20 protein-coding genes and 1 riboswitch are annotated in these 23,117 nt (G+C 71.9%); of the genes, 11 read left to right on the forward strand and 9 right to left on the reverse strand.

Going from position 1 to position 23,117, the window contains the following annotated elements; all coding sequences use genetic code 11:
- Positions 1-193 precede the first annotated feature (193 nt).
- Positions 194-2,059 (forward strand): HNH endonuclease, encoded by a 1,866-nt coding sequence (locus ACT3T5_RS11050; protein WP_444594348.1) that lies wholly within the window; start codon positions 194-196, stop codon positions 2,057-2,059.
- On the opposite strand, the gene ACT3T5_RS11055 is transcribed toward ACT3T5_RS11050, so the two are convergent.
- Positions 2,031-2,630 (reverse strand): class I SAM-dependent methyltransferase, encoded by a 600-nt coding sequence (locus ACT3T5_RS11055; protein ID WP_444594349.1) that lies wholly within the window; start codon positions 2,628-2,630, stop codon positions 2,031-2,033. The two genes, ACT3T5_RS11050 and ACT3T5_RS11055, sit on opposite strands and share 29 nt — an antisense overlap.
- A 136-nt stretch (positions 2,631-2,766) precedes the next feature.
- Between ACT3T5_RS11055 and ACT3T5_RS11060 the strand changes: the two genes are divergently transcribed.
- Positions 2,767-3,993, forward strand: a complete 1,227-nt coding sequence (locus ACT3T5_RS11060; RefSeq protein WP_444594350.1) for a glycosyltransferase — start codon at positions 2,767-2,769, stop codon at positions 3,991-3,993.
- Complete coding sequence (locus ACT3T5_RS11065) at positions 3,990-4,847, forward strand: PIG-L deacetylase family protein (protein WP_444594351.1); 858 nt, start codon at positions 3,990-3,992, stop codon at positions 4,845-4,847. The genes ACT3T5_RS11060 and ACT3T5_RS11065 overlap by 4 nt, the downstream gene beginning before the upstream one ends.
- Before the next feature lie 63 nt (positions 4,848-4,910).
- Here the strand turns inward: ACT3T5_RS11065 and ACT3T5_RS11070 are convergent, their stop codons facing one another.
- Both ACT3T5_RS11070 and ACT3T5_RS11075 read right to left on the reverse strand, forming a co-directional pair.
- Positions 4,911-5,633, reverse strand: a complete 723-nt coding sequence (locus ACT3T5_RS11070) for an endonuclease/exonuclease/phosphatase family protein (RefSeq protein ID WP_444594352.1) — start codon at positions 5,631-5,633, stop codon at positions 4,911-4,913.
- Between the two features lie 50 nt (positions 5,634-5,683).
- Positions 5,684-6,739, reverse strand: a complete 1,056-nt coding sequence (locus ACT3T5_RS11075; protein WP_343925655.1) for an ADP-ribosylglycohydrolase family protein — start codon at positions 6,737-6,739, stop codon at positions 5,684-5,686.
- A 74-nt stretch (positions 6,740-6,813) separates the two neighbouring features.
- On the opposite strand from ACT3T5_RS11075, the gene ACT3T5_RS11080 reads away from it, so the two are divergent.
- The 6 genes from ACT3T5_RS11080 to ACT3T5_RS11105 all read left to right on the forward strand — a co-directional run bounded on the left by ACT3T5_RS11080 (position 6,814) and on the right by ACT3T5_RS11105 (position 13,836).
- Positions 6,814-7,701, forward strand: coding sequence for a hypothetical protein (locus tag ACT3T5_RS11080; RefSeq protein ID WP_444594353.1), 888 nt, complete (start codon positions 6,814-6,816; stop codon positions 7,699-7,701).
- An 86-nt stretch (positions 7,702-7,787) separates the two neighbouring features.
- Entirely contained in the window at positions 7,788-9,842 is a 2,055-nt protein-coding gene (locus ACT3T5_RS11085; RefSeq protein WP_444594354.1) for a M13 family metallopeptidase, read from the forward strand.
- Between the two features lie 25 nt (positions 9,843-9,867).
- A complete protein-coding gene (locus ACT3T5_RS11090) occupies positions 9,868-10,434 on the forward strand; it encodes a hypothetical protein (protein WP_343925649.1) in 567 nt (188 codons plus the stop codon).
- Between the two features lie 65 nt (positions 10,435-10,499).
- Positions 10,500-10,607, forward strand: a riboswitch (TPP riboswitch).
- 48 nt (positions 10,608-10,655) lie between these two features.
- A complete protein-coding gene (locus ACT3T5_RS11095; protein ID WP_193116176.1) occupies positions 10,656-11,237 on the forward strand; it encodes an ECF transporter S component in 582 nt (193 codons plus the stop codon).
- Positions 11,215-13,365, forward strand: coding sequence for an ATP-binding cassette domain-containing protein (locus tag ACT3T5_RS11100; protein WP_444594425.1), 2,151 nt, complete (start codon positions 11,215-11,217; stop codon positions 13,363-13,365). The genes ACT3T5_RS11095 and ACT3T5_RS11100 overlap by 23 nt, the downstream gene beginning before the upstream one ends.
- A gap of 36 nt (positions 13,366-13,401) precedes the next feature.
- Positions 13,402-13,836, forward strand: coding sequence for an ankyrin repeat domain-containing protein (locus tag ACT3T5_RS11105; RefSeq protein ID WP_443335389.1), 435 nt, complete (start codon positions 13,402-13,404; stop codon positions 13,834-13,836).
- 72 nt (positions 13,837-13,908) lie between these two features.
- On the opposite strand, the gene ACT3T5_RS11110 is transcribed toward ACT3T5_RS11105, so the two are convergent.
- The 5 genes from ACT3T5_RS11110 to ACT3T5_RS11130 form a co-directional block, all read right to left on the reverse strand.
- Positions 13,909-14,424: a GNAT family N-acetyltransferase gene (locus tag ACT3T5_RS11110; RefSeq protein ID WP_443335388.1), complete on the reverse strand. Its 516-nt coding sequence runs from the start codon at positions 14,422-14,424 to the stop codon at positions 13,909-13,911.
- A 113-nt stretch (positions 14,425-14,537) separates the two neighbouring features.
- Positions 14,538-15,596 (reverse strand): alpha/beta fold hydrolase, encoded by a 1,059-nt coding sequence (locus ACT3T5_RS11115; protein WP_443335387.1) that lies wholly within the window; start codon positions 15,594-15,596, stop codon positions 14,538-14,540.
- Positions 15,597-15,605: 9 nt separating this feature from the next.
- On the reverse strand, positions 15,606-16,649 hold the full coding sequence (locus ACT3T5_RS11120) for an Fpg/Nei family DNA glycosylase (protein ID WP_444594355.1): 1,044 nt from the start codon (positions 16,647-16,649) through the stop codon (positions 15,606-15,608).
- Positions 16,649-17,137 carry a ribose-5-phosphate isomerase gene (locus tag ACT3T5_RS11125; protein WP_444594356.1) on the reverse strand — a complete coding sequence of 163 codons (489 nt, stop codon included), beginning with the start codon at positions 17,135-17,137 and terminating at the stop codon, positions 16,649-16,651. Before ACT3T5_RS11125 ends, ACT3T5_RS11120 begins: the two co-directional genes overlap by 1 nt.
- 96 nt (positions 17,138-17,233) lie before the next feature.
- A complete protein-coding gene (locus ACT3T5_RS11130; RefSeq protein WP_444594357.1) occupies positions 17,234-17,872 on the reverse strand; it encodes a mycothiol-dependent nitroreductase Rv2466c family protein in 639 nt (212 codons plus the stop codon).
- Between the two features lie 153 nt (positions 17,873-18,025).
- Between ACT3T5_RS11130 and ACT3T5_RS11135 the strand changes: the two genes are divergently transcribed.
- Both ACT3T5_RS11135 and ACT3T5_RS11140 read left to right on the forward strand, forming a co-directional pair.
- Positions 18,026-19,771: an ABC transporter transmembrane domain-containing protein gene (locus ACT3T5_RS11135; RefSeq protein ID WP_444578754.1), complete on the forward strand. Its 1,746-nt coding sequence runs from the start codon at positions 18,026-18,028 to the stop codon at positions 19,769-19,771.
- The gene (locus tag ACT3T5_RS11140) at positions 19,768-21,612 is read left to right on the forward strand and encodes an ABC transporter ATP-binding protein (RefSeq protein ID WP_444578753.1); all 1,845 of its coding nucleotides are present in this window, start codon (positions 19,768-19,770) and stop codon (positions 21,610-21,612) included. The genes ACT3T5_RS11135 and ACT3T5_RS11140 overlap by 4 nt, the downstream gene beginning before the upstream one ends.
- A 53-nt stretch (positions 21,613-21,665) precedes the next feature.
- Here the strand turns inward: ACT3T5_RS11140 and ACT3T5_RS11145 are convergent, their stop codons facing one another.
- Complete coding sequence (locus tag ACT3T5_RS11145; RefSeq protein WP_444594358.1) at positions 21,666-23,006, reverse strand: hypothetical protein; 1,341 nt, start codon at positions 23,004-23,006, stop codon at positions 21,666-21,668.
- Positions 23,007-23,117: the final 111 nt, after the last annotated feature.

Raw genomic sequence — 23,117 nt, forward strand, 5'->3', positions numbered from 1 at the left:
GAACATTTATGCAGGCAGATCGCCCATTAGGCGGATCCGGCACTCCTGATCCCGTGTCGCCTCGCTCTGCACAGCGCTGTGATCTTTCCTCCACACACCCTTGTTATCCACATACTTTATCCACATCAATCTCGTCATCCACATTCCGGCTCGAGCACTTCTTTCGCCCCCAAGAAACACCTACGCTCGAGATATGGAAGAACGACCCGCAGGAGAGCAGGCCGACGAGGAGCCCGGATCGGGCGATGACCCGTCGGCCGGCGATCTCCTGTGCGACGTCGCCGCCCATGTCGCCGCCCTCGAGGCGAGTCCCGGGGCCCGGAACCTTCTCTCCGAGATCCTCGCGGCCACGCTGCAGGCCTTCACTCGGACCACCTCGGTCCGTGAACCCCTGCCCGCCACGGCGCCGCACTCCGCGGAGGAATCGCTCGCGATCCTCGGCGGTCTCGATCACCTGCGATCGTCGCTGGCCGCCATCGAGGCCACCTGGCAGGTCCACGCCGAGCAGAGGATCCGTGAGGCGGATCGACGTGAAGGGGCCTCCACCGCCGCCCAAGGGAAGGGTGCGGCGTCCGAGGTAGGGATCGCCGGCCGTGTCTCCCCGGCGTCGGCGTCCTTCTCCCTCGCGTCGGCCCACAGATTGGTGCAGCACCTGCCGGGCACCTTCGGCCGGCTCTGGGACGGGCGGCTGCCGGTCCGTCAGGCTGCCACGGTGGCGAGCACGCTCGCCGCCGCGGATCCGGAGACCTGCGCAGCCATCGACAAGCTGATCAGCGAGGACCCGCTGTCCTTGGCCGGGAAGGGCGACCGTCAGCTGCGGTCCGACCTCCAACGCATGATCCAGCAGCTGGAACCGGAGAGATCCCGCGATCGTGCTGAGCGCGCCGCCCGCGCCCGGCACGTCACGATGACTCCGCTGGCCGACGGCATGGCCCGTGTGAACGCGGTGCTGCGTGGTGTCGACGCGGCCGGTCTGATGAAGTCCCTGCAGCGAGGCGCCGAGTCCCTGCGCGCCGCAGGGTCCAAGCACTCCGTGCCCGCACTCGAAGCGGACCTCCTCGTGGGCGCCGTGCTCGAGCGCTCCGACCCTCCACCCGCTGGCGAGGATCGCGTTCGCAAGTCACCCGGTCTCGAGCTCGGCATCGTCATCACGGACACCGCGCTGCTGGGTCGCGACAACGAGGCCGAATCCGCTCAGCTCGAGGGCTACGGCACGATCCCGGCCCACGTCATCACCGACACCCTGCGCGGTACTCCCCCGGGCCACCTGCGCAGCTCCGCAGAGGACCATCCCGACGAGGAGGTCAGCGCCTTCTACCGGCGCCTCTACACCTCCCCGAGCACGGGTGAGCTGGTGGGGATGGAGTCCCGGGCCCGCGCCTTCCCGGCTGGACTGGCCCGGATGATCCGGTGGCGCGACGTCACCTGTCGCACGCCCTGGTGCACCGCGATCATCCGCCAGATCGACCATGTCGAACCGCATCACCGCGGCGGCCCGACCAGCTATGCCAACGGCCAGGGGCTGTGCACACGATGCAACCTCGCCAAGGAGCTTGGGCTCTGGACGCTGACACCCTGCGACGCGCCTCCGGCACCGGATTCTCCCGGAGCCGGTTGGGCTTGGAGCAGCCCCCACGGCGCGTACGGTCTATCCCCCATGCCTCGATTGATCGACCGGCAGGAACCAGCCGGCACCCCACCTCCGGCGGACCCACCTGCCACGACACCCCCGACGGAGGACCCCGACCCGCCGGATCCCGCAACAGGGTCAGGACCCTCGGAGCCGCCGGAGAGCCCTCCAGCCCCTGTCGCCGCGTTCCACCGAAGGGAATCCCAATCCACGGCCACCATTGATCCGAATCCTGGGGGCCAGGGCGGCCGGAGTCGCAACCGCGACCGCACCGCAGTGCGGAACTGTCCATCGACAGAGCCTCCGGACGGCCGAAGGGTCGCCATGAGGCCTCGGAGACCTAGAACGCGTGGGAGGCCTGGCCCGCGTGGGGGACCTGGTCCTCCAGGGTCACTGAGAGTCAGCCCAGCTTCCGGGCGAGGGTCGTGATGACGTGCCAGTGCTTCTTGTCGGCCAGGAAACGGCCGTCCTCATCGCGCACGGTGCGGTCGATGACCTGGAAGCCGCGGAACATCGCGTCGATCTCGTGCACTGGGAGGGTCGCGATGTCGGGACGGTCGGCCCAGGTGTCGTTGGTGCCGAACAGGTCCACAGCCATCACTCCTCCGCGAGGGAGCGCCGCCACCAGCTTCGTCCAGGTCCGTGCCAGGGCGTCGCGCCCGAGCAGGCCGAGGGTGTAGGTCGAGTACACGATCTTCGCGGTCGGGAATTCGTCGACGTCGGCGATATCGACGTGGTGGAAATCCACCGTGCCGCTCATCCGCTCGTTCTCGACGAGGCGACCCGCGATGGTGTCATCGGTGTCATAGGCGTGCACGGTCCAGCCGCGTCGCGCGAACTGCAGAGAATCCGCTCCGGCACCAGCGCCGAGGTCGAGGACGGTGCCGGGTTGTCGATCGCCACCAGCCGCAGCGATTGCTTTCGCTACGAGACGGCGAGCAGGACGGCCCGCCGCGTGGACGTTCAATGCAGCCCAATCCACTTTCTCCGCCGTATCCATGCTTCTCAGGCTGGACGACCGTTAGCCCGGTTTCAACTTCCCGTGACGCAGGACGCCTTGTGTTTCGTCACGGGCGAACATTCGGCGCCCCCAGGTCACACCGTCAGCACCCCATGTCGCCGCCTAGGATGCTCCCATGTCTGTCGTCCCCTTGCGCATCGCCGCGATCTCCCTGCACACCTCGCCTCTCGAGGAGCCTGGTGGCGCCGACGCAGGCGGGATGAACGTCGTGGTCCTCGAGCAGACCCGAGCGCTGGCCCGGCTCGGCCACGAGATCGATCTGTTCACCCGCCGTCGGGACCCCGACGCGCCCGCCGTGGTCGAGGTGGAAGCCGGCATCCGTCTGCACCATCTCGATGCCGGTCCGGCGCGACCGATCGCCAAGAGCGCGATGGAACAGGCGATCGGACCCTTCCGAGACGCCCTCGGCTCGGCGCTCGCCGAGGGGTCCTACGACCTGGTCCATTCCCATCATTGGTTCAGCGGTGTCGCGGCGCTGCCCGTCGCCCGCGAGCTCGGACTCCCCCACCTGCAGTCCTTCCATTCCGTCGCCGCCCCCGACGGCTCCGAGGGCCTCGACGCCGGTGAGCCCGCAGAATCCGTCGGCCGCATCCCCGGCGAACGCTTCGTGGCCCAGGGCTCCGACCTCGTCGTCGCCGTCTCCGAGGCGGAGGCATGCACCGTCGCCGAGCGCTATGGCGTATCCGGCGACCGCCTCATCGTGGTCCGGCCCGGGGTCGATGTGGACCGTTTCCGCCCCTGCGACGACGTCGACGCCCGTCGGGAGCGGCCCACCCTCCTGTTCACCGCACGCCTGCAGCCGCTCAAGGCCCCCGATCTCGCCCTCGAGGTGCTCGCCCATCTCGACCCCGATCTCGGAGCACGCCTGGTGCTCGCCGGCGGCGTCTCCCAGGACTTCGAGGACTACCTCACCGAGCTCCAGGACCGGGCCCGCGAGCTGGGCCTCGAGGACCGCGTCGAGTTCGTCGGCTCGCTGGGCCGCGACGAGCTCGCCGAGGCGATGCGCTGCGCCGGGGCCCTGCTGCTGACGAGCTGGTCGGAGACCTTCGGCCTCGTCGCACTCGAAGCGCAGGCCAGCGGGACCCCGGTCATCGCCTGGCGCTGCGCCGGAGGGGTTCAGGAGGCGGTCGGCCCGGAAGGGGTCGTGCTGGGCAGCCGTGACCCCGACGTCTGGGCCGAAGCCGTCCAGAATCTGCTGGCCGACGCCGACACCTACGCGAGCGCTGTGCGCTCCGCCCGCGAGTTCGCCGCCTCCCGCACCTGGGACGCCGCGGCCGAGACCCTCTCCGCGCTGTACACCAGCGTGCTCGACACCGATCCCGCCGTGGGAGGCATCGCATGACCACTGATCCCTGGTTGCTCCTCGAGGACGCCGCCACGGTGCTCGCCGTGCACGCCCATCCTGATGACGAATCCCTCTCCACCGGAGCTCTGCTGGCCTCGCTCGCCGGCGCCGGGACCCGCGTGGAGCTCCTGACCGCGACCCGCGGTGAGGAAGGGGAGGTCGTCCCCGGCTCCGTGCCGCCCGAGGACACCCGGCCGCTCGAACAGATCCGCGACGCCGAGATCGACGCCGCCACCTCGATCCTCGGGATCGCGGCCCGCTGCATGCTCGGCACCGCGCCCGCCCTCGCCGCGGGCGTCGCACCGCGCACCTACCGCGATTCGGGCATGCAGTGGATCCGCGAGGGGCTCGCCGGTCCCTCCGACACCGCCGGCGAGGACAGCTTCACCCATCGACCGCTCGAGGAGGCGGTCGACGACCTCGTGGCCCTGATCCAGGAGCGCCGGCCGGATACCGTCATCGGGTACGACGACGAGGGCACCTACGGGCATCCCGATCACGTGCGCGCCCATCACGTCACCGCGGCGGCCTGCGCGCGCACCGGGACGCCGATGATCGAGGTCTCCAGCGCACCGGATCCCGCGGCCGACGCCGGCTTCACCTGGCGGGATCACCCTGGCGTGGCCGACGTCGTCCGCCGCGCCGTGGACTCGTACCGCACCCAACTCACGGTCGTGGGCTGGGCCGACGAGGAGCAGAGCGCAGGCGGGACCGAGAGCGCCGGCGGGACCGAGAGCGCCGGCGGAATCAAGAGCACGACCGCAGGCGAGAAGACGGGTATCTCGATCCGTCATGTCGGCGGCCAGGACGACGTCGTGCTGCTGCGGACGGGACTCCGTGTGCGGGGGTGAGCTCAGCCTGCGGGGGTGAGCTCAGCCTGCGGGGGTGAACTCAGCCTGCGGGAGCGAGTGTTCTCAGAGGGTGATGTCCAGCAGCGTCGGGCGGTGATCCGATGCCCCGGACAGTCGGTCCTCATCGACCCGGCGGGTCGAGGTCACCGCCCGCGCGTCGCGCACCGTCACCCCTTGCGTGGTGAGGATGGCGTCGATGCGTCGCACCGGCCCACGGGCCGGGAAGGTGTGCTCGCTCTGCGGAGCCGGATCGGTCAGCAGCGGCTCGAGCGCGGAGCGGGCCGGACCGTCGGCCGTCTCGTTGAGATCCCCGCCGACGATCGCCGGCGTCCCCGCCCCTCGCACGAGCTGCGCGAGATGGGCGGCATGGCGCAGGCGGTTGTCCTCCTGCAGGGCCAGATGCGTCGAGGAGACCATCACCGACCCGCCGCCGGGCACCGAGAGCCGTACTGCGGCCACCCCGCGGGGGTAGGTCGAGTTCAGGTCCGTGATGGTCTGCTCGACCGCGTGGGTCCCCCGGCGGATCACCTGCGCGGCGACCTCATCGGTCGCGAGGATCGCGAGGCCTCGACCCCCGAACCCACCCAGCAGGATCTTCCGGTCGATCTGCCGCGCGAACCAGGACAGGCGCGTGGTCGGCAGCACGAACCGGGGCGCCTCCTGGACCAGCAGCACATCGGGCTCGAGGTCCTGCACCGCCTCGATCAGGGCCGGCAGGTCCCCCCGCAGCTCCCAGAGGTTCCAGGACACGATCCGCAGATCCCACGGGCCCGATGTGCTCAGCATGCTCAGTCCTCTTCCTGGTCGATCCGCGTGCAGCTCAGTTCGCGTGCTGTTCAGTCCTCGTCGTCGGCCGGGGCGGTCAACGATCCGAGCAGCCGGTCGATCAGGCCCCTCAGCTCGTCGGTCTCGTAGCCGGGCCAGCCGAACAGCACGCGGCGCCACTCCGGCGGCACGGCCTTCGGTCCCAGCGCAGCACCGATCAGAGCCCCGGTGATGCACGCGACCGTGTCCGTGTCGTAGCCGGCGCGGGCCGCGGACTCGAGCGCCGCGACCAGCGTGTCCCGCTGCGCGAACTTGTCCTCGGGCAGCGGCATCACCCCGGCGATCGCCGCCCAGGACGCCTGGAACGCCCCGACCACCCAGCCGTTGCGTCGGAAGAACGCGGGGGTGCCCCGCTCGGCCTCCTCGATCCGCGAGGTCCACAGGTCCCGGCGCTCCGCATCCAGCCGATCCAGGCCGCGGCGCACGTCGATCTCGCCCGTGAGGACCGCGTGTCGCACCGCGAAACCCCACAGCATGCAGGCCTCGGTCGCATCGGGATGGACATGTGTCAGACGACACACCGCGTCGATTCCCGCGGCTGCGTCGTCGTCCGAGGCCAGCAGATAGGGCATCACCGCGGCATGGGTGCGCATGAGCGAACCGTTGCCCGCCGAGGCCTCCAGCTCCTCGTACGCCGAGATCGCCGCCGCTCGGAAGTCGCGGGCCCGCGGGGCGTAGTGGTCCTCGGTACGGGCGCGGTCGGTGGCCCGCCGGATGACCTGCGAGGTGAGCGCACCGATATCGGGAGTGCCCAGCGACCAGGAGTACCACTCGCGGGCGATCTGGTCCTGCGCGGACTCGACCCGCAGGTCATGGCGGTCCGAGGCCGAGACCGCCGCTTCCAGCACCACGATCGCCATCGACGTGTCGTCCGTCCACTCCCCCGGCTGCCAGTCGAGGATGCCGCCGCCGATCATGTCGATGTCCTCGGACTCGACCACCGGGGCCTGGAACTCATAGGGGGCGCCGAGAGCATCCCCGGTGGCCGCGGCGATCACGGAACCGGCGGCGCGCCGACGCTGCTCAGGGGTCAGGCCCGTCTCCGTGTGCGGTGCGGCATTGATCATCACCTGATCATCGTTCCACACCGTCCTGGGGCACCCTGACCCCAGTACCCTGGTGAGGACTTCGAAGGAGCTCCATGACCGACACCCCCGGCACCCCCGGATCCACCGATCCGCACCGCGCCGATCAGCAGGCTGATCCCCACGCTGATGCCCCTGCCGACTCCCCTGCCGATCTCCACGCCGATCCGCATACCGATCCCCATGCCGATCCGCATGATCACACCGGTCACGACCACCCGCCCACCGGGGCCGACCTCGTGCGGGACCTCGTCAAGAGCCTGTCGGTGCTCGCGCTGGTGATCCCGGTGATCGGGGTGCTCCTGCTGATCGCGATCCTGCCGTTCGCGCCCACCAGCCCGGTGGTCCTCCTGCTCGGCATCGCTCTGGGCGCCGGCCACCTCGCCTCCCTCGTCGCGACCAGCCTGTTCGTGGCCCGCACCCGCAAGCAGCTGGCTGTGAACCCCGGCCTGCTCGCCGTGCGCAGCGGCGTCGAGGAGGCCCTGCGCCTCGCCGCCGTGCTGCTGGCCCTGCTGCTCTGGCCAGGCGACATCCGCGCCGAGCTCGGCGTGTGGATCGGCGCCGGTGCGGCCCTCGTGTGGATCGCCCTGGCCACCGCTCAGACCGTCTCCACACGGCGTCGCATCGCCCGCCCCTCGGACTGGTCCAAGGACGCCGTCTCCACGCTGCTCAACGAGCGCGTGGGCGCCCGCTCGACCATGCTGATGCGCCTGCTGGACATCGTCGGCACCGTCACCTTCCAGGTCGGGGCGACAGTCCTCGTGATCCTCTCCCCCGTGCTGGTGATCGGCACGGCAGTCCTCTCGATCGCCTCTGGTCTGTCCACCCTCGTGCTCCAACGACGCTCCCCGGCAGAGCGGGCCCGCACCCCCTGGGCGTACGCCCCGCTCACGATCGGGCTGCTCACCCTGGCGCTCGGATCGCTGGGCCTGATCACCCTCTGATCCTTCTCAGATCTTTCTCTCTGATCCTTCTCAGATCCTTCTCTGAACCGCAGTTCTTCCACCCCTCGACCACGCAGGAGCCGATGATGACCGCTGCACCCACCGAACCGACCCGCTCGGGACTCGCCCTCACCGAGGTCGACCCCGACATCCGCCTCCAGGACGATCTCTTCGGCCATGTCAACGGACACTGGCTGGCCACCCACGAGATGCCCGCCGACCGCTCGAGCGACGGCGCCTTCCACCAGCTGCGGGACCTCTCCGAGGAGCGGGTGCGCGAGATCATCGAAGAGGCCGCTGCAGATCTGGGCGACAGCACGGGCGACGCGAGCGGCAAGAGCGACCTGAGCGACGTGAGCGATGGAGCCGTGCCGAGCACGGACCACGCCCGCGTCGGCGCCCTGTACCGGATGTTCATGGACACCGAGGCGATCGAGAGCGCGGGCATCGCGCCGCTCGAGGAGCTGCTGGCCACGATCGGCGCGAGCGGGGACCTCGCGGCCATCACCCGCACCATGGCCGCCCCGGATTCCGGTGCCAGCGCCCTGCTCGCCTACGTCTGGACCGACGACCACGACTCCACCAGCTACCAGGTGAAGCTCCACCAGGGCGGCCTGGGCCTGCCGGACGAGTCCTACTACCGCGAGGAGCACTACGCCGAGATCCGGGAGGCCTACGTCGCCCATCTCGCGAACCTCGCCGCTCTCGGCGGCCTGCCGGGCCGCGAGGGGCTGCTCGCCGGGGAGGCCGCCGCCCTCGCCGCCGCGGTGATGGACTTCGAGACCCGCCTGGCCGCCTGCCACGTCGACGTGGTGCGCCTGCGCGACAGCGAGAAGTCCTACAACCCGATGGACACCGCCCAGCGCCGCGAGCTCGCCCCCTCCTTCGAGTGGGACGCGTTCGTCGAGGGCACCGGCGCCCCGACGACGGCCTTCGAGGTCGTCTCCGTCGGCCAGCCGGAGTTCGTCTCCGCCGCGGCCGAGCTGCTCGCCGGCGAGGACCTCGACGTGCTGCGCACCTGGCTCGCCGTCCACACGGTCTCCGGCTACGCCCCCTACCTTCCCGCCGCTCTGGTCGAGGAGGACTTCGCCTTCGCCGGGCGGGTGCTCTCCGGCGCCGAGGAGCTGCGCGAGCGCTGGAAGCGCGGCGTCTCCTTCGTGGAGGGCGCCGTCGGCTTCGCCGTGGGCAAGGAGTACGTGAGCCGTCACTTCCCGCCCGCCCACAAGGAGCGCATGAGCGTGCTGGTCGACGCCCTCATGGACGCCTACCGCAGCTCGATCCAGCAGCTGGAGTGGATGACCCCGGCGACCCGCGAGAAGGCGCTCACGAAGCTCGAGAAGTTCACCCCGAAGATCGGCTACCCCGACTCCTGGCGCGACTACGACGGCTTCGAGATCGTCCCCGGCGATCTGGTCGCGACGGTGCGCGCCTCGCGCCGCTTCGACGCCGAGTTCGAGTACGCCAAGGTGGGCGGCCCGATCGACGAGACCGAGTGGCACATGACCCCGCAGACGGTCAACGCGTACTACAACCCCGGCCGCAACGAGATCGTGTTCCCCGCCGCGATCCTGCAGCCGCCCTTCTTCGACGCCGAGGCCGAGGACGCCGTGAACTTCGGCGGCATCGGCGCCGTGATCGGCCACGAGGTGGGACACGGCTTCGACGACCAGGGCTCGAAGTACGACGGCGACGGCAACCTCGCCTCCTGGTGGACCCCGGAGGACCGCGAGGCGTTCGACGAGCGCGCCGCGACCCTCATCGCGCAGTACTCCGAGCTCTCCCCGCGCGAGCTCGACGACTCCCATCGTGTCAACGGTGCGCTCACCATCGGCGAGAACATCGGCGATCTGGGCGGGCTGTCCATCGCCGTGAAGGCGTACCTCGCGACCACCGGCGCCGACGCCCCGGAGCTCGACGGCTTCACCGGCCTGCAGCGGGTGTTCCTGTCCTGGGCCACCGTGTGGCGCGGCATGAACCGCCCGCAGGAGGGCATCCGTCGCCTCGCCGTGGACCCGCACGCCCCGATGGAGTTCCGCTGCAACACGGTGGTGGGCCACCTCGCCGAGTTCCATGAGGCCTTCGACGTGCGCGAGGGCGACGGGATGTACCGCGCCCCCGAGGACCGGGTGACGATCTGGTGATCATCGACCTCTCGACGGGCGTGCTGTGAGGCCCGACGCCCCGTTCTACGTCGGCACCACCCGGCCCTCCCGGATCGGCTGGACCCGCATCGGCCTGACGGTGCTGGCCGGCGTGATCGCCACGCTGCTGATGTCCTCGCGCAGCAGCGTGGCCGCCGGCCTGCTGATCGCGTTCCTGTTCGTCCTGCTCACGCTGTGGACCTGGATGGGTCAGCATGCGCGGTTCGTGGTCGACGAGCGCGGCCTCACGGTGAGCCTCGGCGGCTTCCTGCCGCGCAAGCCCTGGCCGCTGGCGGACTTCCGCACCGTGCAGTACCGCACGCTGGGGGCCTCCACGGTCGGGGTGACGCTCGGCGGGTACGGCTGGCGTCGGGGCCGGGCCTCCGCGTCCACGGCCGCGGAGCTCACCCCCGTCGGCAGCCGGAAGATCTACACGACCGGCCAGGCGCAGCAGCCGTACCGGCTGCTGGTGACCCGCGCAGGGAAGATGGTCGAGATCGTCGGGCGCTCGGGGACGAACTATGTGATCTCCCCCGAGGACACCGAGGCGACCGCCGCCGCGATCGACCAGGCGATCCGCGCCCGACGGTGACGCGAACCGCGCCCGTCGGTGACGCGAACCGCGCCCGCCGCCGAGACGGCTAGACTGTCGGGGTCATCCACTGACAGGGGAGCACCGCCACGGTGCTGAGAGTGCGCGAACCTGCGCAGACCCTCGAACCTGATCCGGCTCGCACCGGCGTAGGGAGTCGGGACATCCGCGCGGGGCCACCGGTCCTGTGCGCCCCTTCCGTGCAGATGGAAGGAGAAGTGATGACGCGTTTCCGCACCCTCGACCTGATGGTCACCGTGCTGATCGGGGCGGCCTTCGGGGTCGCCTATCTGGGATACGGGCAGCTGTACACGCTGATCGGTCCGTTCACCGCCGCCTTCAAGCCGGCCGAGGGGCTGCTCGCCGGGATCTGGTTCCTGCCGGGCATCCTCGCCGCGCTGCTCGTGCGCAAGCCGGGCGCCGCTCTGTTCGCCGGGCTGCTGGCCGCGGTGCTCTCGATGCTGCTGGGCAGCCCGTGGGGCTGGGGCACCGCGATCTCCGGGCTGATGCAGGGCGGCGGCGTCGAGCTCGCGTTCCTGCTCACCCGCTATCGGCGCTTCACGCTCCCGGTCGCGATCCTCGGCGGGCTGCTCGCCGCCGTCCTGGAATGGGGCTGGGAGAAGGTCATCTACTACCCCGAGATGAGCTGGCCGTTCTCCCTGGCCATGCTGGGGGCGTTCCTGGTCTCCGGGGCGCTGCTGTGCGGTGTGCTGGGCTGGGCGGCATCCCGCGCCCTGGCGGCGACCGGCGCGGTGGACTCCCTGCCCTCCGGTCGTGAGCATGCCCGCATCGCCGAGGCCTGAGACGGAGAGCTCGCCGATCTCCCCGATCACCCCGATCGCTCCGGTATCGCTGGACGGCCTCACCTGGCGCCCGCTCACCCGGCGGGAGCCGACGATCGCTGGGCTGGATCTCGTGATCCCTGCCGGCCAGCGCGTGCTGCTGGCCGGGGCGAGCGGGAGCGGCAAGTCGACGGTGCTGCGCGCCCTCGCGGGTCTGCTGGACGAGGAGACCGGCGAGGGCAGCGGGCTGGTCCCGCCCCCGCGACGGCCCGGCGAGCGCGGACTGCTGCTGCAGAACCCCACCCATGCGCTCGTGGCCGCGACCATCACGAGGGATGCCGCCTTCGGACCGGAGAACGCCGCCCTGGACCGCCCGGAGATCCACCGCCGCGCCGAGGACGCCCTCGCGTCGGCCCGGGGCGATCTGGATCCCTCCCGCGCCCCGCTGGATGTCAGCGGCGGACAGCAGCAGCGCATCGCCCTGGCCGGGTCGCTCGCGCTGGGTCCCGATCTGCTGCTGCTCGACGAGCCGACGAGCATGCTCGACCCCGCGACCGCACAGGAGGTGCGCACGGCGATCCTCGAGGCCGCCGAGGGCCGCACCCTCGTGCTCGCCGAGCACCGCATCGAGCCCTGGCTGCCCCACGTCGACCGGCTGGTGGTGCTCGGCGACCAGGCCCGGATCCTCGCCGACGGGGACCCGGAGGAGGTGCTGCGGGAGCGGCGGGAGGTGCTCGTCGAGGCGGGGGTGCTGGTCGAGACGGAGGCGCTGGAGGACGTCGCGACGTCGGCTGCACCGCAGCACGGGGCCCCGGCAGAGGCTCCAGACGGTGCTCCGGTGGCGTCACTGCACGGGGTGACGGTGCCGACGCGCGGGCTCTGCGCGCCGGTCGATCTCGCTGTGCACGCCGGGCGGATCACTGCGCTCACCGGCCCCAGCGGGGCGGGCAAGACCACCCTTCTGCGCACGCTGCTCGGTGCCGCCACTCCGGAGATCGGCACCGTGCACCGCCCGCCGCGCGAGAGGATCGCCTCGGTCCCCCAGGACCCCGAGCACTCCTTCGTCGCCGCCACTGTGCGCGGCGAGCTGCTGGCCTCCCCCTGGGCGGACGACGAGGACCTGGCCGACGAGCTGCTCGCACGCGCCGACCTCGCCCACCTCGCCCGGGCCCATCCCTCCCGCCTCTCCGGCGGGGAGCAGCGCCGCGTCGCGATCGCCGCCGCCCTGGCCCAGCAGCCGTCCCTCCTGGTGCTCGATGAGCCGACCGTGGGGCTCGATGCCCGCCGCCGAGGCGCCGTGCTGGACCTGCTGGACGAGGCGAGCCGCCGAGGCTGCGCCGTGCTGGTCGCCACCCACGACGCCGAGCTGATCGCGCGGGCCGATGACCACCTCCAGCTGCCGGGCTCCGCGCAGGACGAGCTGCCCCCGGTCCCCCGCCGACGGATCCCGGCCGACGCCCTGAACCCGCTGACGCTGAGCCTGATCGGGATCCTCTCCGCGATCGGCTCCTTCGCCGTGCACAGCTGGCAGGGCGGGCTGCTCTCCCTCGTGCCGATCGTGCTGCTGGCGCCGCTGGCCGTGCGCTCGGTGCGAGGCGCAGCGCTGCGGCTCACCCCGATCCTGCTCTCCGCCGCAGGCCTCGCCTGGACCACGGCCCTGCTGGGCGAGGCCCCCGCGCTGTCCGGACCGGCCTGGCTGCTGGGCCTGCGGGAGGCGGCGCGGATCACGGTGTTCGTCGCCCCGGGAGTGCTGGCGCTGGGCAGCGTCGAGGCGACCGCCCTCGGGGACGCCCTCGGCGGCCGCCTGCGACTCCCTGCACGGCCGGTCGCCGCCGCCGTGGTCGCGCTGGTCCGCGCGGGGCACCTGGGCCGGCAGTGGGAGATCATCCTGCGCACCCGCATCCAGCGCGGGCTCGGTTCCGCGGCCTCCCCGCGGCTGCTCGCGAGCGCGACCCTCGCCCTGCTGGTGGTCACGCTGCGCGGCGCGGAGCAGCAGGCGCTCGCGATGGACGCCCGCGGCTTCGCGACGGCGACGCATCGCACCTGGGCGGAGCCCAGCCGGTTCGGCCGGGCCGACGTGCTCGGCCTGCTGCTCGCGATCGGGTTCCTGGGCTGGCCGCTGCTGGCCGAGCTGCTCGTCTCGCGCTGAGGCGACACGGGCCGGTGGTGGCCGTAGCCTGGGGCGATGAACCAGAACTCAGAGGGCCCCGGGCCGCTGCCGGAGGAATCACCAGCACAGGACGAGGCGGTCGTCGCGCTCGCCCAGTCGATGCTCGACGCCGCCCGACGCGGGGACTCCGCGCAGCTGCTGCCGCTGATCGACCAGGGAGCCCCGGTGGACCTGCGCGACGGCGACGGCAACTCCCCGCTCATGCTCGCCGCCTATCACGGGCATGCAGAGCTCGTGGCCGAGCTCGCGGCCCGCGGTGCCGATGTGGACCTGGCCAACGACCGCGGTCAGTCACCGCTCGCGGGCGTCGCCTTCAAGGGCTACACCGACGTCGCACAGGCGCTGCTGCAGGCCGGGGCCGACGCCGATCTCGGTGCCCCCAGCGCCCGCGAGACCGCCCAGTACTTCCAGCGTGCGGAGATCATCACGCTGCTCGAGCAGCAGGGCTGACGCTCGGTCGAGGTGGGCTGACGCTCAGTCGCTCGGGTGGGCTGACGCTCAGTCGCTCGGGTGGGCTGACGCTCAGTCGCTCGGGTGGCGGAACACCATCGGCACGTGCTCGATCCCGGCCTCGAGGAACACGGGCCCGACGGTCTCGAAGCCCATCCCTTGGTACCAGGTCTCGAGGTAGGCCTGACCGTCGATGTGCACCGGCTGCTCCGGGGCGAGCTGAGCGGTGAGATCGAGGGCGGCGCGCATGATGCGGCCACCGAATCCCGCGCGGCGCTCCTGCGCCCGCACCGCCATCCGCCCGATGCGCATCGACCCATCGCTCTCCCGCAGCACCCGCACGTGCGCGGCGGGCTCCCCCTCCAGTCCCGCGGCGTCCGCCTCGGAGCCCGGCACCTCGATCCACAGCAGGGTCGTGGTCGGCTCCAGGTCCCGGCCGTCGAGGTCCGGATCGGTGGCCTCCTGCTCGATCGAGAAGACGTCCTGGCGCAGCTTCGCCAGCAAGTACAGGGTGCGAGGATCGATGTCGGCGACAGCCGACCGCTGGAGCCGGAGTCTGGTATCGGGGGTGCGAGGTGCTGCGGTCATGGCGACACGGTACGGGACAGCTGGTCACGGGCCGGTCTCGGAGCGGTCTTGGAGCGGTCTCGGAAAGCAGCATCGAGATGCACGTGACCGCAGGTGGGCGCCGCTGACCCCGCTCAGGAGTTCTGCGCGACCAGTCGCGCCATCGCCGCGCGCCACTGCTCCACCATGCGCAGGCCGCCATGGCCCTCGTCCTCGATCATCACGAGCTCGCTGCCCGGCCACGCCCGGTGCAGCTCCCAGGCGGTGATCGCCGGGCCGGAGACGTCTCGCCTCCCGTGGATCAGCACGCCCGGGATCCCGGCCAGGCGGGGCATCCCGCCGAGGAGTCCGGAGCCCGGTTCCGCGCCCCAGGGCACCGCCCAGTCGGCGACGAAGCCGTCGTGCGCCCAGTAGTGGGTGACCAGACGGGCGAACGCACGACGCTCGACGCACTGCTGCTCGTCGGCCGGTTCCTGCGGGCGCGAGATCTCGACCGCGCCGGTGCCGATCCGGATGTGCTCGTCCTCCCAGGTCATCCAGGCCTCCGCGGCGGCGTCGACGAGCGCCGGGGCAGCATCGGAGTCGCTGGGCGTGAGCAGCCGACGATAGGCCTCGACCAGGCGCTGTCCGGTGCCCCGGCGGTAGGAGGTGTGCCGCTCGGCGAAGGTGGCCAGGGCGTCCCACCCTTCCGGGAACACGGCCCCGATCCCCTCGGTGATCCAGTCCACCTCCCGACGGCTGGTGCTGGTGACCGCGAACAGCACCACCCCGAGCACCCGCTCCGGGTGCGCCTGGGCGTAGGCCAGCGCCAGAGTGCTCCCCCACGAGACGCCCTCGACGATCCAGGCAGAGATCCCGAGGTGCTCGCGCAGCAGCTCGAGGTCCGCGACGAGGTGGGTTGTGGTGTTCGCCGAGAGATCCGTCCCGCCGACGTCTCCGGCCGACGGGGTGGAGCGCCCCGCGCCCCGCTGGGAGAGCCCGATGATCCGAGCCCGGTCGACCGGGGCGCTGCGTCGGTAGCCGGGGCTCAGGCGACCGCCCGGCCCGCCGTGGAGGTAGAGGACGGGCACGCCGTCGCGGTTCCCGCTCTCCTCCCAGAAGATCTCGTGACCGTCTCCGACGGCGAGCAGGCCGTCGGCGAGGACAGGGAGAGGCGCAGGGCCCGAGGTGCTTACCTGACCTGACGTGTTCATCCGGGGAGTCTACGGACGCTCCGCGAGCGCCCAGGGCGCCGCCGGGTGCTCCCGGGTCCAGGTCGCGCGGCGGGAGCGGACGCTCTGGCAGCGGGGGCACCAGAACACGGTGCGGGCGGCCATGTCGGCGCTGCGGATCACGGTGCCGCAGACACGGCACGGCAGGGTCTGGCGGTGGTAGACGTAGAACGACTTCTCGCGGGGCACGACGTCCGGGTCCTCGTCGCCGTTCTGGCGGGTGCCGCGGGAGCGCTCGAGGATCCGCGCCTCGATGTCGCGGTGCTCGGGCTGGGTGGTGACGATGCGGCCGGTGCGCGCCCCGTACTCCATGAGCGGCACCAGATCCTCCCAGATCTCCTCGACCATCCCGCGGGTCAGGTCGCGGCCCGGCACGGTCGGGTCCAGGCGGGCGCGGAACAGCACCTCGGCGCGGTAGATGTTCCCGATCCCCGCGATGACGTCCTGGTTCATCAGCAGCACCCCGATCGCGGTGCGAGAGGCGAGCACCCGGTCCACGAAGCGGCGCGGGTCCGCATCGGCCCGCAGCGGATCCGGTCCCAGACGGTCGATCACGGCCTGCCTGCCGGCGGCGTCGACCACTTCGCAGGCGGTGGGGCCGGTGAGATCGGCGAGGCCGTGGGCACCGGCGATCCGCAGGCGTGTCGTCGGCCGCGGCACGATCCGCCGCCAGTCCACGACACCACCGTCGGCTCCGCCGTCGAGACCCTCCTCGCGCTCCCCGACCCGCACCCTCGGGGCGCCGATCGCGTGCGCGGAGGCGAAGCCCTCGTCCCCGGCGAAGGTCCACGAGCCGTACAGGCCCAGGTGCACGCGCACATACCTCGTCACCGGCGCACCGGGCTCGACGGAGGCGTCCGGGATGAAGGCGAGGAAGAGGTGCTTGCCCACGGCCTCGGCGTCCGCGAGCACCCAGCCGTCGAGGTCCGCCGCCTCGGAGAACCGGCCCTGCGGACTGGACGTGCGGACCCTCTGATCGCCGAAACCGGCCCGCAGCGCCGCTGCGAGCCGGTGGACGGTGTGCCCCTCGGGCATCAGGCGCCTGCGGGCGCGGCTGCGGTGTCGGACCCGTAGCCGCCGGTCTCCTCGTAGCGGGCCATGAGGTCGATGCGGCGCTGGTGGCGCTCCTCGCCGGTGAACGGCTCGGCGAGGAACAGGTCGATGAGGGCCTCGAGCTCGTCCTCGGAGTGCTGGCGCGCCCCGACGGAGATCACGTTGGCGTCGTTGTGCTGGCGGGCCAGGCGCGCGGTGTCCTCGTTCCAGACCAGGGCGGCGCGCACCCCCGTCACCTTGTTCGCGGCGATCTGCTCTCCGTTGCCGGAGCCACCGATGACGATCCCCAGCGAGCCGGCATCCGCCACGACGGCCTCGCCGACATCGGTGCAGAACGGCGGGTAGTCGTCGAGGGCGTCTAAGGCGTGGGCACCGTGGTCGGTGACCTCGTGGCCCTTGTTCTGCAGCGCTGCGACCAGGCGGTTCTTCAGCTCGAAGCCGGCGTGGTCGGTACCGATGTGCACATGCATGGGGTGATGTCTCTTTCTCTGGTTCTCAGCGGGACTGTTCTCAGGAGCGGCGACGACGGGCGTCGCGGTCAGCGGTCAGCGGTCAGCGGTCAGCGGTCAGCTGAAGTCGATGCCGCCGGTGCGGGAGCGCTTGAGCTCATAGAAGCCGTCGAGGGTGGACAGCGTCTCCAGAGCGTCGAAGAGGCGGCCGGCGTCCTCGCCCTTGGGCGACGGGGACACGACGGGGCCGAAATAAGCTGTGCCGGACTGAGCGGTGCCGTCGCCGCCGAAGGAGATGACCGGGGTGCCGACCTCGTCGCCGACCCGGGAGATCGCGCTGTCGTGCGAGGCGCGCAGGGCGACGTCGGTCGCGTCGCCGGCGACCGGCTCGTAGACGTCGATGAGCTCGGCGGGCAGCTCGGCGGCCTCGAGGGCGGCGACGGCGACCGCACGACGGTCGTCCTGCTGACCGCCGACGTGATACCGCTCACCCCAGGCGGTGTACCAGCGCGCGAAGGCCTCGGAGCCCTGCGTGCTCACGATCTGGATCGCGAGCCGTGCCGGGCCCCAGGAGTCGTCGAGCATCCGGCGGTAGTCCGCATCCAGATCGCGGCCCTCGTTGAGCACGGAGAGCGACATGACCGAGTAGGTCGGAGCGATATCGCGCACCTTCGCGGCGTGGAGCAGCCACCGGCTGGTCATCCAGGCGAAGGGGCAGACAGGATCGACGAAGAGCTCGACAGGACGTGCACTCACGGCAGGATTCCTTCCCTCAGGGCAATGACAGGACCATTCTCTCACCGCCCCCGGGGAAATGCTGTTGCGCCTTCTGCTCCGTGGCTGTTGGATCATCAGGTGCTCCTCGCGTCGTCCCCCACCCCTTCCGCCCCCGCTCCCACGCGCGGGGTGATGCGCTCGATCGTCCGCAACCACCGCCGCTCGATCCCCTGGATCATGGCGCTCTCCTTCGTCGTCGAGGGCGTGGACATGCTGGTCCCCGTCCTCATGGGCCTGATCATCGACGCGGGGATCGTGCAGGGCAGCCTGCGGATCACCGTGGGCGGCGCGATCGGCATCTTCGTGCTGCGCCTGCTGAGCACCTGGGCCTGGACGGTCATGTTCGAGGCCAGCCAGCGCGCCCGGATGTTCGAGCGTCACCGGTTGCGCGTCGCCGTGACCGCGGCGGTGCTGGACCCGCGCTCCCGCCAGGTCGAGCGGCCCGCCGGCGAGGTGCTCTCCATCGCCACCTCGGACGCCGACAAGGCCTCGGACATCATGGACATGCTGCCCTGGGCCTTCCCCGCCTCGGCCGTGGTCGTGGCCGCGGGCGTCTGGCTCGCGATCCTCGACCTGTGGCTGGGCTTCGCGACGCTCGTGGGCATCATCGTCATGGTCGTCGTGGTGCGGGTGATCAGCCCGGTGCTGTCCGCGCGCTACGACGCCCAGCAGTCGAAGTCGGCCGACGCCGCCGCGACCGCGACGGACCTGGTCCATGGCCTGCGCGTGCTCCAGGGCCTCGGGGTGCAGAGCAGGGCGCGCGCCCAGTACCGCCGTCGCTCCCGCACGGCGCTCGACGCCGCGCTGGTCAACGCCCGCTTCTCCGGAGTCTCGAGCGGTCTGACCACCCTGGTCACCGCGGCCATGATGGCGGCCGTCGTGATCATCGCGTCCCAGCGGACCGTCGCCGGGGACATGACCATCGGCACCCTCATCGCCGTGGTGGGCGTGGCCCGCTCGAACATGGGCATGCTGCAGGGCCTCTCGGGGCTGCCCGTGTGGTGGGCGAGCATGTCCACCTCCGCGCGGCGCGTCCGGGACCTGCTGGCCGATCTGGGCCGGGAGATCGACGACCCCGAGCTCGCCGTGGAGCGCCTGGCGCTCGCGCGTGACGAGCGCGGGGAGCGGAGCCCCGGCGAGCGCCGTCCGGGAACCGGTGGCCTGCAGCTGCGCGGCCCCGACAGCGGATCCCTGCGGGGCCTGGACCTCACCGTGCCCGATGGAGAGGTCGTCGCCATCGCCTGCGCTGATGCCCGGGACGCCGATGCGCTGATCGAGGCGATCGCCGGCCGCACCGAGCAGCCTGTCGTGCTCCTGGGCGGCGACGAGGTCACCCCGGGGAACCGCTTCACCACCCGGGCGGACCTGCTCGTCGAGCCCCACGTCGTGGACCTGTTCGACGGCACGCTGCGCGAGCAGCTCGCCACCCGTGCCCCCGAATCGGTGCTCGCCCCGCCCACGGACGGCTCCGATCCCGATGCCTGGGCCGATGCCGCCCTGCACGCGGCCGGCGCCGACGACCTGCTGCGGATCCTGCCCGAGGGCTATGACACCCGCATCCTGGACCGCGGCGCGAACCTCTCCGGCGGGCAGCGTCAGCGCATCGCCCTGGCCCGAGCGGTCGCCGCCGATGCGCCCGTGCTCGTGCTGCACGACCCGACCACCGCGGTCGACGCCGTCACCGAGCAGGCGATCGCCGAGGCCCTGGTGGCCGCGCGTCGCGCCCCCGACCGCGCGACGCTGCTGGTGACGAGATCGCCCGCCCTGCTGCGCGCGGCCGATCGCGTCTCCTTCGTCAGCGCCGGCGGCCTCGCCGGGCACGGCACCCACGACGACCTCATGGACCACGACGACTACCGGAAGATGGTGCAGCGATGACCGCCGACCTCAGCATCGTCGACTGGGACGCCGACCCCGAGGAGCTGCTGGAGAGCGACGCCACCGCGCGTCGCCAGCTCGACGAGCACGCCCAGATCCTTCCCATCGCCACCGTCGGCGTCTCGGTCCGCCATCTCGCCGGCAGGCTGCGCCGCTTCTGGCTGATGACGACGCTGACCCTGCTGGTCGTGACCGCCGGCGCGGTCGCCGCGGCGTGGATGCCGCGCCTGATCGGCACCACCGTCGACCTGGTCCAGAACGGGGCCGGCTCCGACGCGATCTGGCGTCAGGGCGCCCTGATCATGCTCGCCGGGGTGCTGCAGGCCGCCTTCTCCGCGCTCGGATGGGCGCTGGTCAGCGGTCTCGGACAGCGGGTGCTCGCCGGGATGCGCGAGGACGTCATCGACCGCGCCCTCGACCTCCCTGCCCAGAGCATGGAGGTCACCGGGATCGGCGACGCCCTCTCCCGGGTCGCCGACGACGTCGACGTCACCGCCCGCGCGGTCAACAACGTGGTCCCGAACCTGATCCAGATGGGCTTCTACGTCACCGTGACCCTGGTCGGCATGGTGGCCCTCTCCCCCTGGCTGCTGCTCCTCGTGGTGCTCGTGGTGCCGATGTACCTGATCAGCGCCCTGTGGTATCTGCGCAAGACCGCTCCCATCTACCGGCGCGAGCGCGTCGCGATGGGCGCCCGCGCCCAGGGCCTGCTCTCGGCCATCCACGGCATCCCCACCGTCCACGCCTACGGCATCGAACGTCGCGAGACCCGTCACGTCGCCGTCCTCTCGGAGACGGCCGCCGTGCTCGGCATGCGCGTCATGACCCTCGTGACCCGCCTGGTGAAGATCGTGGTGTGGCCGGAGAACCTCTCGATCGCCCTGGTGCTCGTGCTGGGCTACGTCATGGTCCACGTGGGCGGCGCACCGATCGGCCTGGTCACCGCAGCCGCGCTGTACCTGATCAGCCTGCTCTGGCCGATGATGAACCTCATCTTCTCCCTGGACGACGTGCAGTCCGCGGCGGCGAGCCTGACCCGGATGGTGGGAGTCATCGAGTCGATCGACCTGGCCTCCTCCCCCGGTGACGAGAAGCCCCTGGACGCGTCGATCCGCCTCGAGGACGTCTCCCACGCGTACGGCACCGACCAGGACGGCGAGGAGCGGATCGTGCTGCGGCCGATCGACCTCGACATCGCCCCCGGCGAGGTGGTGTCCCTGGTGGGTGCCTCCGGCGCCGGCAAGTCGACGCTCGCGGCGATCATCGCCGGAACCCTCGAGCCCCGTCATGGCCGGGTGCTGCATGGCGGCGCGGACCTCACCCGGGCCGACATCGAAGCGGGCCGCGCCCATTCCTCGATCGTCAGCCAGGACGTCCACGTGTTCCGGGGGACCCTGCGCGAGGATCTCCGCCTGGCGAGCCCGACGGCGACCGACGAGGAGCTGTGGGCGGCGCTGGAGCGGGTGGACGCCACGGTCTGGGCCGATCGTCTCCCGCGCGGTCTGGACACCGAGGTCGGCGAGAAGGGCGAGCGGCTCACGGCCGAGCAGTCCCAGCAGCTGGCCCTGGCCCGCATCTCCCTCCAGGACCCGGCGGTGCTGGTGCTCGACGAGGCCACGGCCGACGAGGGCTCCTCCGGAGCCCGAGTGCTCGAGCGCGCCGCCCTCGAGGTGGCGAGGGGTCGCACCACGATCATCGTCGCCCACCGTCTGTCCCAGGCGATGGTCGCCGACCGCATCCTGGTGATGGCCGACGGCAGCGTCGTGGAGCAGGGCTCCCATGACGAGCTCGTCGGGCGCGGCGGGGTCTACGCCCGGCTGTGGGAGGCCTGGGCCGGCTGAGGCGGCTGAGGCGGCTGAGGCGGCTGAGGCGGCTGAGGCGGCTGAGTTGGCTGTCAGCGGCGCCGCAGGCGCAGCACCAGCACCCCGGCCACCCCGGTCACCGCCGCCATCAGCGTGAGCAGACCGGCTGCGACGAACAGGGCGACGCGCCCCAGAGCGCCGTCGAGACCGAGGAACCCGCCCGGGGAGGAGCCCGAGGTGGTGTCCCCGAGCTCGAGCACGGTGCCGTCGGCGGCATCCGCTGCGACGTCCCCCTCGACCTCGAGGGTGAGGATGAGGGTGACCGGCTCGTCACCGGCGGGGTCGGCGCCGGCCGCCCGCTGCAGGCGGTGGAGCTGGATCGTGTGCGTCCCGGGCAGCCAGGCGGACTGCACCCCGGACAGTTCCGAGCTGCGGTTGCCGCGATCCACCGGGGCGGACATACCGCCGCCGACGATCGAATCGTAGTCGGACAGCTGCCAGGAGCCGCCGCCGACCGTCACGGTCTCCCGCGCGGCGTTGAAGGCGAGGAGGGAGAGCTCCCCCGCACCCTCGGGCTGGGAGGTGATCTCGGTGCGCCACCGCAGACGCTGCCCCTCCTGCACCGGGATCCGGACCAGTCCGCTCTCCCCCGGCACCAGCTCGACGACGTACGAGCCGGGCTCGAGCGGGGTCGCCGACGCGAAGGAGCGGCCCAGCTCGATGGGCTCGTCCGTGGTCGGGGCGACCGGTGAGGCGCCGTCGTCCTCGATCTCCTCGTCCACCGACGGTGACCCGCCGCCGATGCCCGAAGGCTGGATCGCGACCTGGATCTCCACCGGCAGGGGCTCGTCGGCCGCGCGCAGCCCGGTGCGGGTGACCTGGACGAACAGCTCGGTGCCCGTGCACCCGTCCGGGCCCACCGCGCCGGAGATCGCGCTCGTGGTGATCGGGCCGTCGCCGGTCATCGTCGCGCCGGAGCTGGACGCGCCGCCGTCGTCGCAGCTGTCGCCCCCGGCTGTCAGGTAGGAGATCCGCAGGTCCAGGCCCTCGTAGCCCTCGGGCAGGCCGTCGGGGTAGGGCGGCGCGGCGATCGTCGCGGCGGTGCGCACCCGCTGCCCGTCCTCGACCGTGACCCGGTAGTACTTCGTGGTGCCGTCCCCGAACTCCTCCTGCGCGCCCTGCGCGAAGCTGTCGAGGTGGATCCCGGGCGCGACGGCCACCGCCTGGGCGAGGGATCCTCCGCCCTCGACCTGCTCCCCGTCGGCCGCATAGGCGTAGGCGGGCAGCTCGGCGTCGGGGGTCGGGTCCGCGAGTGCCGCAGTCGGCGCAGCGACCAGGACGGGACCGCCGACGAGCAGGGAACCGCCGACCAGCACGAGGGACGCCGCGAGCAGAGCGGACAGCGGCCCACGGTGGTCTGCTCGGCGGGTCATACGCGCTCCTCGGGGTCGGTCGGGGCATCGGGTTCGGGGCGGCCCGGCAGGTCAGGGCGGCCCGGCAGGTCAAGGCGATCAGGGCGGTCAGGACGGTCAGGACGGTCAGGA

The organism is Brachybacterium sp. AOP3-A1-3, assembly GCF_052378285.1.
Classification (GTDB): domain Bacteria; phylum Actinomycetota; class Actinomycetes; order Actinomycetales; family Dermabacteraceae; genus Brachybacterium.